This is a genomic window from Desulfatibacillum aliphaticivorans DSM 15576 (assembly GCF_000429905.1).
GTDB classification, from domain to species: domain Bacteria; phylum Desulfobacterota; class Desulfobacteria; order Desulfobacterales; family Desulfatibacillaceae; genus Desulfatibacillum; species Desulfatibacillum aliphaticivorans.
Genome location: NZ_AUCT01000031.1, coordinates 1 through 11,902 on the forward strand (window position 1 = coordinate 1; position 11,902 = coordinate 11,902).

8 protein-coding genes are annotated in these 11,902 nt (G+C 52.8%); 5 read left to right on the forward strand and 3 right to left on the reverse strand.

The features are described from left to right. Positions 1 to 121 precede the first annotated feature (121 nt). Positions 122 to 1,279, forward strand: a complete 1,158-nt coding sequence (locus tag G491_RS0122475; protein WP_028316150.1) for a hypothetical protein — start codon at positions 122 to 124, stop codon at positions 1,277 to 1,279. A 78-nt stretch (positions 1,280 to 1,357) separates the two neighbouring features. On the opposite strand, the gene G491_RS32050 is transcribed toward G491_RS0122475, so the two are convergent. After that, a complete protein-coding gene (locus tag G491_RS32050) occupies positions 1,358 to 2,827 on the reverse strand; it encodes a pyridoxal phosphate-dependent decarboxylase family protein (protein ID WP_084511645.1) in 1,470 nt (489 codons plus the stop codon). Positions 2,828 to 2,994: 167 nt separating this feature from the next. Between G491_RS32050 and G491_RS0122485 the strand changes: the two genes are divergently transcribed. Next, positions 2,995 to 4,383 carry an aminotransferase-like domain-containing protein gene (locus G491_RS0122485; RefSeq protein ID WP_035219875.1) on the forward strand — a complete coding sequence of 463 codons (1,389 nt, stop codon included), beginning with the start codon at positions 2,995 to 2,997 and terminating at the stop codon, positions 4,381 to 4,383. Between the two features lie 10 nt (positions 4,384 to 4,393). On the opposite strand, the gene G491_RS0122490 is transcribed toward G491_RS0122485, so the two are convergent. After that, positions 4,394 to 5,776, reverse strand: a complete 1,383-nt coding sequence (locus G491_RS0122490; RefSeq protein ID WP_028316152.1) for a B12-binding domain-containing radical SAM protein — start codon at positions 5,774 to 5,776, stop codon at positions 4,394 to 4,396. 259 nt (positions 5,777 to 6,035) lie between these two features. Here G491_RS0122490 and G491_RS32055 point away from each other — a divergent pair, with 259 nt between their 5' ends. Both G491_RS32055 and G491_RS0122500 read left to right on the forward strand, forming a co-directional pair. After that, on the forward strand, positions 6,036 to 6,776 hold the full coding sequence (locus G491_RS32055) for a class I SAM-dependent methyltransferase (RefSeq protein ID WP_169829500.1): 741 nt from the start codon (positions 6,036 to 6,038) through the stop codon (positions 6,774 to 6,776). Between the two features lie 14 nt (positions 6,777 to 6,790). Then, on the forward strand, positions 6,791 to 8,512 hold the full coding sequence (locus G491_RS0122500; RefSeq protein WP_028316153.1) for a hypothetical protein: 1,722 nt from the start codon (positions 6,791 to 6,793) through the stop codon (positions 8,510 to 8,512). A 3-nt stretch (positions 8,513 to 8,515) separates the two neighbouring features. On the opposite strand, the gene G491_RS0122505 is transcribed toward G491_RS0122500, so the two are convergent. After that, positions 8,516 to 8,953, reverse strand: a complete 438-nt coding sequence (locus G491_RS0122505; protein ID WP_015949470.1) for an Hpt domain-containing protein — start codon at positions 8,951 to 8,953, stop codon at positions 8,516 to 8,518. Positions 8,954 to 9,568: 615 nt separating this feature from the next. Here G491_RS0122505 and G491_RS0122510 point away from each other — a divergent pair. After that, a complete protein-coding gene (locus tag G491_RS0122510; RefSeq protein WP_028316154.1) occupies positions 9,569 to 11,803 on the forward strand; it encodes a dockerin type I domain-containing protein in 2,235 nt (744 codons plus the stop codon). The last annotated feature ends 99 nt before the right edge of the window (positions 11,804 to 11,902 follow it).

Below are 11,902 nucleotides of genomic sequence, written 5' to 3' on the forward strand. Positions count from 1 at the left end.
TGGGTTTCATGAAACAACCCTAGCACATAACACAGAGGACGTCTAGTAGGAATAATTCCTAAGTAGGACTTTTTTTAGCCCCCTGAACGCTTACCATCGTCTTTTTGTTGTTGTCTCCAAGATGGATAAAATTTGCTACGATAGAAAATTATACGAGAAGGCATGTGATATTTTAAAAAAAATATTGCAAGATAAAACAATTGAGATTATCCCAATAGCGATTCATAATGCGATGGAAGAGAGTTTGCTAAGTGACTATAATGTAATATACAAAAACTCAAAAAACTGTGATGGTTCCCTATTAGACATAGTATTCAAAAAAGAAACACATATTGCTGAAAATAATCTTTATGAACCATTTTTTGGATTAGTGGATAAATCACACTATATCCCCGGTAAGGGGAATTTCTACCGCTCAAAAATATTTAGTGGAAATGTGGCATGTCGTGAGTCTGTACTTATGGCTCCCATAGACATAAATTCAGCTCTAAGTGTCATGGCAAAGGTACAGATCGACCAAGTGTTAAAAAATGATCAATCTTTAGATAGTGTAAAAAAGGGAGATGTAGCATTTATTAAATTTTCAAACGTTCGACATAAGGGACGAAGGTATCCTGATTTTGAAACTAATAAGACTACTTGCTTAATTGACAGCAACTGCAATATTGAAATGGGAATGATGCTACAGATTGAGGTTCCAGAACAAGATATTCAGAATATTCATTGGATGAGTACTGTAATGATAATTTGGTTCGGAAGATCTATACCCACTCATGTGTTAAACATCGATGTTGAAAAGAACTGTATCGACATTTGTATAATTCCTAAATATAAAAAATTCGTTATGGCAAAATTTCGAGAGGAGTATCTATTTAAAAGTTTTATGCTTAAATCAGAAGATCACTTTGTGCCAGGCAATTTGGCGCAAATTGGAGACCCTAAGCACTTTCATTTTCAAATACATGAAAATGATAAAAATCAAGAGATAATCCATTCAATACTTCGAAAATATTTAGATATAAAAAAGATAAGATATGACTTTGAACAAAATGTCTTTAGTATTCGAACGAAGCAAAACCCGATAATGACGGTTTCAACGATTAAAAAGTTTTTAGACTATAGGCTCCAAGAATTATTTTGTAACATAGTTCTTGAAAAGAATACAAATAGTATCTATTTTGATGAATCATATGATGGGTTTGACGATACATTAGATTTAAACTCCGAGATGTATTCAAAATTTGCTTTTGATCTGCAATTTCATTACTCAACTGAGTAGTATGCCACCGGCATGGCGAGTTGCCTTGGTTTGTCCCCAGAATAGGGGCCTCCAAGCATGTTCCCCCGTAGGGGTTCATTAATTCATCTTGGTCGAAATCGTTTTCAAGAGGGTCCTTTTCGCGTTTGTTTTGGTTGCCATTTTAGCATTATTTAGTGCTTGAAAAAAAGCATTCGCCGTTCTTTCCAGATCGTCCCGGGTGGTGACCCAGGAGCAAACGCTCACCCGGATGGCCTGGGTTTCTTTCCAGACCGCGCCGCCGCACCAGCATTCGCCCGAGGCCTGGACGGCCGCCAAGGTCTTTTGAGTCAGCTCGTCGGTTTCGCAAGCGGCCAATACCTGGTTGAAGGCCACGTCGTTTAATATACGAAAACCGCGCTCCCGCAGCATTTCCGCCAAAAGAGCGGCGTTGTCGCACAAGCCGTCCACCAATTGCCCTACCCCTTCTTTGCCCAGGAACTTCAGGGCCGCCCATAATTCAGGACCCCGGCCTCTGCGCGACATGTCCGGGGTGTAAAGCATGTTGTCCCGCTCCTCACCGTATATGATGTAAGAGCCGGACGCCTGCATGGCCGCGGCCAGGGCCTCCCTGCGGCGGCACAACACAATGCCGCAATCATACGGTATGTTCAGGGTTTTATGGGCGTCCAGAGACCAGGAGTCGGCCAAATCCACGCCCTGGGTCAAGTTTTGAAACCGTTTCGAGCCTGCGGCCCACAAGCCAAAGGCGCCGTCTATATGAATCCAGGCGCCCGCCTCTCTGGCTTTGGGGCAAATTTCGGCAAAGGAGTCGAAGGCGCCGGAATTGACGTTGCCGGCCTGCAAAATCAACAGGCAGCGTTCGTCCAGTTCCGGCATCCGGGCGGGGTCCATGCGGCCCTGACCGTCCACCGGAACCTTTTCCACGTTTTCCGATCCCAAACCCAGCAGGGACAGGGCTTTGAACACCGTGGCATGGGCTTCCTCGCCCATAATCACACGGAGAGGCGGCGCGCCGAACAATCCCTTTGTCGCGGCGTCCCATCCAGCCCCCTCCAGCAAGGCGTTTCGCCCGGCGGCCAGGCCGCAAAAAGTCGCCACCGAGGTTCCGGTTACAAACCCGGACGCCGTTCCCTGTGGAAGCCCCAGGAGATCCACCAGCCACCCTTCGCACACCTCTTCCAGCTTGGCCGTAATGGGAGAGGCTACATGCAGCACCGCATTCTGATCCCACACGTCAGACAGCCATCTGGCCGCCAAGGCCGCGGGAATCGTCCCTCCGATTACAAATCCAAAATAACGCCCGCCTGTCTGAGCCGTCGTTGCGGGGGATCCTTTTTCGTGAAGGAGCGAGAGGATCTGCTTCGGGTCCCCGGGCGTTTCGGGCAGAGGCTCGTCAAAGGCCGCCAGGCCGTCCAGGGCCTTTTGTTCAGGGAACACGGGACGGTCGGAAACGCCGTCCATGTACTCAAAAGAATAAGAGACCGCCTGCCGAAAGACTTCTTTAGACGCCATCATATCTGCCATAGCGGCCCGCACATCCTGCGTATTGTGTGACTTATTTTCCATAATAAGGCTCCTTGTGTGCGCCTTTTTGCTCCTCAATTACAGAGGCGTTATTATATCATAACTATTTGTTTATGAATTGCTTTCGTCCAAAAGATCTTGCATCAACCCTTGGAGTTATATTCAGCATAGGCTTGACATTGAATGCAGTCAATTATAATATTGTATGCATGACAAATTGGACGCCAAATACGCTCGACCCCGATCTGCCCCGCTACGCGGCCCTTGCCCGGGCCATTGCGGACGACGTGCGCGCCGGATTTCTGCGCCCCGGCGACAAGCTGCCCACCCACCGGGATCTCGCCGACGCATTAGGAGTAAACGTGAGCACGGTCACCCGGGGATATAAGGAGGCCATGCACCAGGGCTTGATTTGCGGGACCGTGGGGCGAGGCACCTTTATTGCCGCGGACGCGGGCGCAGACAGGGCGCTGGTTTCCACGGAGTCGATGCACGGGCCGAACTTGCTGGAGTTGGGGCTGGTCACGCCTTTGTACGGGCTGGACCCGGACGTACGTGAAAGCATGGAGCGTCTGGCTAAAAACAGGGACCTTTCCGGTTACTTAAGATACAGCACGCCCGGCGGCCTGCCCGAGCACAAGGAGGCGGGGGCGGTCTGGGCCGGGAAGCACGAAATGCCTGCGCCGCAGGACCGGGTGGTGGTTTTTTCCGGGGTGCAGCACGGCCTGACCTGTTGCATGCTGTCCTTGTTCCGGCCGGGGGAGCACATCGCCGTGGAGCAGTTGACCTATCCGGGAATCAAGTCCCTTTCCTCCATGGCGGGAGTGCAGCTTGCGCCCGTGGAAATGGACGAACAGGGCATGATCCCCGAAGCCCTGGACACGGCCTGCCGCCGGGACGAAATCCAAGGGGTGTATTTAATGCCCGGCGTGCAAAACCCTACGGCCGCCTTTATGAGCATGGAGCGCAGGCAGGCCATCGCCCAAGTGATTGAAAAGCGCGGTTTGACGCTTTTGGAAGACGACGCCTATGCCATGACGCGGGAGGAAAAGACGCCGCCGGTGTCTTCTTTCATCCCCAACAACGCCATTTTTTTCGCCGGAATATCCAAGGCCTTCTGGCCGGGCCTGCGGGTGTGCTTTTGCGTGGTTCCGGCCCGAATCCAGCGCATCCTGGCAGAGGCGGTCCTGAACACGGTCTGGATGACGCCTCCTTTAAACGTCGCCCTGGCGGCGGAAATGATTCTCAGCGGAAAAGCGGATAAAGTGCTGGCAGCAAAAAGAGAGGAAGCGGCCCGCCGGAACATTCGGGCGCGCGACATTTTGAAAGGTTTTTCCTACACAGGCTACGACACCGGATTTTTTCTTTGGCTCAACCTGCCCAGACCGTGGACCGGTCGGACTTATGAAGATGCAGCCCGAAACGCCGGCGTACGAGTGTTTGGGGCGGAAAAATTCGCCGTGGGAGGAACTCCCGCCCCTGCCGCCGCCCGCATATCCCTGACCGGGCCGGAGTCTCTGGAAGCCCTCTCCAAGGGGCTTTCCGTATTACGGGATATTCTGGACGCCCCCGGCCCTCCGCCGGAAGGCATTCTTTAATTCAATCTGACTACAAGACCCTGAGGGCGCTGAGCCGGAGGATCTGAAACAGGCTGACGTCTTGATAGGCGCCGGACAGGATGATGCGGGAAAATGCCTTGGAGTAGAACCGGCGATAGGCCTGATGCCGGATGCGGAAAAACTCCTGGTCCGGGACTTCCGAAAAATTACAGGCGTTGCGGTGGTAGTCCATGTCCTCAGGAGCGCCCATTTTGTTCAGCTTGGGCAGGCACAGGTCGTAAAGCGGGGTTCCTTCAAAGGGCGTCACCACAAAAAAAGTGGCGAAATTCAAGCGGGAGCGGCAGGCGAAATCCACGGTGGCCATAAGCTCATCCCGGGTTTCGGTGGGGAATCCCAGCATAAAAAAGCCCACGGTGGTTATGCCCAAATCAAAGGCCATGTTGATGGCTTCATTGACCTTTGTAAGGTCCAGATTTTTTTTGATGAGCTTTTGGAGCCTGGGAGACCCGGTTTCCACGGCAATGCCGGAAAAATGCACCCCCGCCTTTTTCAGTTTTTTCAGTAGACGAAAATTCAACAAGTCGGCCCGCATGGCGTTGGGAAACGAAATTTTTATTTTAAGGCCCCGGCTGATGATGAGATCGCAAATAGCTTCGGCGCGTTCGGCGTTTAGGTTGAAGATGTCGTCCACGATTTCAATTTCCCGTACTCCGTGCCGGCGCACCAGGGCTTCAATTTCGTCCGCCACATTTTCCGGGCTTCTGGGCCGAAAGCCTTTGCCGAAAATTCGGTGGCAGTAAATGCATTGATACGGGCAGGAGCGTGAGGTGAAAACCGGCATGTACCGATTTTTCCGCACATTGGCGAAGCGTTCGGCTTTGGCGTAGGCGCTTATGTCGATCAAGTCCCAGGCCGGAAAAGCCAGGGCGTCCATGTTTTGGATTTCCTGGGCGGGCGGCGTTTTAACGATCTTTCCATCCCGCCGGAACGCCAGTCCGGGGATGTCCTCCAACCGGCCCTGGCTTGTTTCTAAAAAACGGACCACTGCGGGAAAGTTTTCCTCCCCCTCCCCCAAGACCGCCAGGTCAATGTTGGGGTCGGACAAAACGTCGTCAGGCCCGGAGGTGGGATAAGGGCCGCCCGCAATCACCATCGGCGGCTTAGGCAGGGCCTTGAGGCCGGCGGCCAGTTCGTGGACTGTGGACGACTCCAGGGAGAACGCGGAAATCCCCGCAATGCCGGGCGCCATGCCGCGGGCTGTCTTCAGGGCGAAACTCATGGGTTCGGCGTGCAAACGCATGTCCAGAATCCGGACGTCATGGTCCCCATACGCCTTCAGGGCCGAAGCCAGGTACATAAGCCCCAGGGGCGGAGACGCCTGGATATGGGCCGCGTTGCCCGACGTGGGTTTGATCAGAAGAATTTTCGTCATATTCGGTTTTATGCTCGCAGAAGCTGCTTATTTTCACCCTCAGCGTTCAAATACAATAGGGGGCGAGGCCTGTCAAACTCCATGCTGCGGTCTTGGACGAAAAGACTTGTGCTTGCAAGAACCGGCGCGTTGTGCAAAAATTCAGCATCTTAATTTGGGAACTGCGGAGGGGATAAAGGTCCGGGGTCTTAAACATGCGGCATAAGGGCCAAACCCTGCTCCGCTCCCCACGGCGGATTCACCTTCCATGGACAAGGCCTTGAAAAAAACATTTGCGAACAATCCAAGCGCCCAAGGACTTGCGCAGCCCCTGGACGACGGAACCCGGGTATTGATGCGCCTGGCCAAGGCGGACCGGTTCAACACGTGGATGGCCGACGCCATTCGCCCCTTTGTGGGGGAAAAGGTGCTGGAGATCGGCTCGGGAATCGGCAGCCTGACGAAAAAGCTCCTGCCCCGGCGAAGCTACACCTGCACGGACATCAACCCGTTCCATTTGGAAATCACGCGCAGGCTCACGGAAAGCCGGCCTTATCTGGAGGTTTCGTATCTGGATTTGAACGACATTTCCGAATTCACCAAAGCCCGCCGTTCTTTCGACACCGTGGTCTGCATCAACGTCATAGAGCATCTGGAGGACGACCTGGGCGCCGTGAAAAATATTTCCAGCCTGCTGGAGCCGGGCGGCCGGGCGGTGATCCTGGTTCCCCGGGGGCAGGCTTTTTTCGGGACTCTAGACGAACTGGTGGGGCACAAAAGGCGGTATTCCAAGGACATGCTTGTGGGCCTGGCAAGGAAGACGGGCCTGACCGTGGAGCGCATCATTCCGTATAACCGGGTAAGCACGGTGTTTTGGGTGCTTAACGGGCAGGTATTGAAAAAAAGGAGCTTCGGAGGCTTCCAGGTCTATATGATGGACCTTCTGACTCCCCTGTTCCGGCGCGTTGACCGGTTTATCCCGTCCCCATCACTGAGTTATCTGGCGGTGTTCAGAAAATAACCAGGCGGAATTTCATGACCAGGAATCGACGACACATCCTTGTTTTGCTCATCTACCTGGCCTTTTTTTCCCTTCTGTTTTTGCAATATCCTTTAAAAAACTGCCTGCCGGGCAATTACGACGCCTGGATGCAGATAGTCATGTGGAAAACGCTCCTGACCAAGCTGCAAAGCCTTTTTTCCGGGGAATTTTTAGGAACCTTTTTTTATCCTGCGGAAAACGTTTTTTATTACGGCGAGACCTCCCTCATCACCACCGTGATTTTCGGGGCGTGCAAAATTTTGGGCGCCAGCGACCTGTGGTGCTGCTACTGGATTATCGTGCTGGTATTTACCGGGGCGGCCTGGGGAGTGTACATCCTGGCCGGAAATTACACGAAAGATGCGGGCGGCGCTTTTTTCGCCGGATTCGCCTATGCGTGCTCCAACTTCCTATTCGGAGGCATAGACGACGCGCCCATTTACTGCGCCCTGACCACGGGCCTGGCCCTGCATTTTTTCCTGAAGTACATCCATGAAAATCAACCGAAGCATCTGGTCTGGATGGCCGTCATAGGAGGGCTTGAGGCTTATGTATCGGTTTACGCCTTTGTGCTGCAAAGCGCCGCCCTGGTCCTGTTCGCCCTGGTGTACGTCAGAAGCTGGGCCTCCTGGGGTAAGGTAAAAATAATCGCCCCGAGGGTTTTATTGTACGGGCTCGTCCCCCTGCCTTTGATCGCTTTTTATCTGTACGCAAAAGCCTATGGAAACGTGTATTTTCCCTGGCCCGTCCACTTGGTGATGGACGGGACCAGCCTGCGGCCCTGGAGTTTGTTCGGCGTCCTGCCCGGCAACCTGCTTTATCCGGCGACGACCTCCGATTATGTTGTGTGGAGCCATGTACGGATCATGGCCTTTGTGGGCTTCGGGCTGTGGCTATTGGCGTTGCTCGGGCTCATAAAAGCCAAAGGCCGAAAAATCGAACTGGTCCTGCTGGCCCTGTTTGGCTTGGCATTCTCATTCGCCGTCAAAGACCTGAACGTCCTGGGCGACGTGTACCGCCTGCCCTTTTATTACACGGGCGACGACTCCTTGCTGAACTTCTTCCGGGTTCCCAGCCGGTTTTTCATCCTGACGTCCATGGCGTTGTCCATATTGGGCGGAATGGGCCTGAGCGTCGTCCGGCAATGGTTTGCGTCGCCTTGGATGAAGCGCGCCGTGCTGGCTGCATTTTTGATCTTCCATTGCCTGGAGAACACGCCCTTTCCCCTGGCCGCCTATCCCATGGGGCCCATGGGCGATCCGCCCGTGGAATACAAGGAGTATTTCCAGGGCATGGATGACGCCGTGATCCTGGATCTGCCATCCACGGACATCGCCGTGGTTCCCTTTGAAGACGATTATCTGTTCGGGTTTAACCGGGAGTTCATCTACATGCACTGGCAGTTGGATCACAGGAGGCACATTCTAAACGGCATCAACGGATATGCGCCTTCCTTCCGGGTGTATTTTGAAGGGCTGACGGACAAGGTGTTTTACGAGGGGAACCTGGAGGCGTTCGATAAATTCAGGCCCTACAAACTAAGCCACGTGGTCTTTCACAAGGATCTTGTTTTGAAAAAGGACAAGGGCATGGAGGAGAGATTAAAAACCATGCCCTTTCTTGAGTTGGAAATGGAAACGCCCCGGCTGTGCATTTTCCGCGTGTTACCCAAGGAAGACGCGCCGAGGCGTGACAAGACAGTTAATAGGGATTAAGGGCTATTCTTCCAAAATGCCCCACCATCCGATAACCCGTTTGAACAAGTCGAATTGCATCAGCACTTCGTCTTTCATCAGACGCAGGTTGACGTTTTCTTCTTCCAAAACAGCCTTTTCCATCTGCTTGGCCGCGCTCCACAAGGACAAGGCGCTGATGCTGCCTGCCGTGCCGGCGATCTTGTGCGCGATCGCCTGGCAGGATTCAAGGGCGCCATTGTTCACGGCTTTCTCCAGCCCCCTCATAAGCACAGGCGCCTCATCCATGAATATCTTCAAGACTTTTTTGGCCAGGTTCATGTCCCCCAAAACCTGGGCGAAAAACTTTTGCTTGTCGAAAACCAAAGAGGCCTGCTCCGCCATGACGGGCCGGGCTTTGGACCACGCCAGATCGCTTCCGTATTCGATGGTTTTGTTGTCAAATGATTCGTGCAGGTTCATGCGACTCTCCAATCCGCTCAGAGTTTTTTTTGTGCAGCAGAGCTGTATAAAGTGATCTTCGTCACATGCCCCCAAAAACTTAACATAATTTTTTCATCCTCATTTTTACCGGTGGAAACGGGTGTATTTTCAATACCCGTCACAGGCTGGCGGCAGTACAAGCTATAAGAGGGCATTTAGAATGCAAAGTCCGCTTTAAGCCGCACAACAAGCCTATTTTCTTCAAAATCGAAGGAGGGGATTCGTACAATTTGCTTGTGTTTTACTTTTGAAAATAGTAATAAATATTGTGTGGAGAAAGACCTTTCGGGTCCTCCGGAAGTTTGGTTTGAGGTGAAGTTTTGGGATCATTTTTCCTGAAAGTTCATACCTGAACTTGAAAAGACTGGGAGTTTAAAAAATCTCGGCATATGAGAACGAATGGGTTCATCCATTTTGCGGAACCGAGCGCATGAATGTGTTCGCCTTCATGTAAAGTCTTTGCTGGAAGTTCATAGCACCCTGTTTTTGTTATGATTTTTTTGAAAGGGCATGACCATGGTGAGAAATACTCATAAAATCAATGCAACCTCTCTACTCCCAAATAGCCTCTTGGTAAGGATGCATCTCTGCCTCATGCTGGTTTTCCTGTGCGCAGGTTTTCAAACGGCCCTGGCCCAGGAAGAAACCCCGCCGGACTGGCGGCGAATCCGAACCAATAGCGTGCCCTATTATCCGGAAGACATCACCGTGGATTCCACGGGCGGCGTGTGGGTGACTGCCTCCAACGGATCGGAGGACGAACCCGGAGTCTGGAACCTGCCTTCCGGCGAAACCCGGTTTCAGTACTTGACGGACTCTCGGGCCAATAACTGGCTCACCGGGGTTTTTAATAACGTGGTGGAAAAGCCCAATCTGAATGAAGAAATCAACTACGCCGTTCAGGATGACGACGGCAATGTGTGGTACGCCTTGAACAACCGCTCCGTGTTGGTCCAAAAGGCGGATGATTCGTGGCTGACAATCAACATGGTGGACACCTCGGACATTTCCTACGGATCCGATACTACAAACGTGGACAGCGCCCATACCATCCGCCTGATAGACAACCAGGACGGATCTCAGGACGCGTTGCTCATTGCCTACCGGAGCGTCATAAGAGTTGATTCGAACTTTAACGTGACGGAAACCCGGAGGGTTTATGAAAACTATAATAACTACTTGATCCGGGACGCCTACTATGACAGCCACGGCAGATACTGGGTTTGCGATGACTACGGGGTGCAGTTTGGGACAACTCTTTTGAATACTGAGTTTCCGGCTTACTCCGAAGCCTACAAAAACGATCCGGATGCGCCTCCGTACAATCCACTTGTCATCACGTCCACCATCGAAGCCATAACCCGCATCACAGAAGACTCTCTTGGCAACATGTGGTTCGCCAATGGTAACTACGGCTCTTCCGGAGTTTATTGCCTTACCAATCCTGACGGCACGAACGACTGGGCCAAGTACAACCTCCAGACTGAAACGGGCTCGTCCAACCAGGTTACCTGCATGGCCGCAGGCGACAACGGAACCATGTGGTTCGGCTTCAATCAAAGCAGCGGCATAGTAACTTACGCCAGCGGAGCATGGTCGCGCACCACCCTGGCCAGCCTTGGCATTCTGACCGAAATCGTCCTAGACATGTCCTATCACGACGGAACGTTGTGGTTCACCACCTATAAAGATTCGGCAGAACCCAGAGACAACGCAGGCGTGTACGCCCTTACCACCGCGGACTCCTCGGTAATTTCCTACACCTACCGTCTGGACAGCACCTCGCTTACCAGCAACCGCATTAACAGCATCGCGGCCGATCTGAGCGGCGGCGTGTGGTTCGCCGCCTATGACGCCCCCAGCGTGGCCCGATTGAAAGCCGATGGAACCTGGGTTCAGTATGCGACAGACGCCATGGATCTTCTCTGGTCCCGAGGGAGCGGCAGCATCCCTGGAATCGGCGTGGATTCCAATAACATCATATACATGGCTCCCAATCGCCGCGCGCCCATTGCCTACGACATCAACACGGAGCAATGGCTGGATCTCCCGGCGGGACCGGCCGCGGACACCTATTTTTATAATGTGTATGTTGACCCGAAAGACGGCAAGTGGTTCCTTGGCTCGGAACGGGTTTATTATCTGGATGCAGACAATGCGGACTGGACCACATACGATACGACGGACTCAACCAAGTTTTCATATGAAAACGTAACGAACGCCCTCATGGACGCAGAGGAGAACATGTGGTTCTCCACCTTTTACGGGCTGTGCGTCGCCAAAAACGATCCCATCAGCGGCACCGTCTGGATTCAGTTTGAATCAGGCGACGGCACCGGGTACGAAGGAGGATACACGGATCGGGTTTTCCTGGACGGAGACGGCGTAATCTGGAACTCGGTGAACCAAACTTACGACAGCGCAGCCAACACGTGGACCACTCAGACCGACCTCACGCCTCTTGAAACTCGTCCTTTGCGCTTTTTGAACGGCGATATTCCCGCAAATGTGGATCTGGCTGGGGCTCCCGAAGAATTGTCCGGTACGGCCCAGGATCGCATGACCGTGGATACTGCAGGCAACGTGTACTTTGCCGGCGGCATGTTCTGGCTTCAATCCGTCAACAAGGGCATTGTTGTCTGTAGCCCGGTAAAGGGCGACGTGTCCCGGGACGGACGCATTGATCTGGCGGACGCCGTGCTTTCCATGGGCGCCTTGTCAGGCAAAACTACGGGAGTGCAGTCCGCGCCCACGGACGTGACCGGCGACGGCAAGGTGGATCAGGCCGAAAGCCTCTTTGTGCTCCAAAAAGTGGCGGGCCTGCGGTAAGTCAAACATTTCGGATTATCCACAAGGGGCGGTTTGGAGGCGGTTGCTTTCCAAGCCGCCCCTTTTCTATAGATTCGCCTTTTAACAAAAACCAAACCC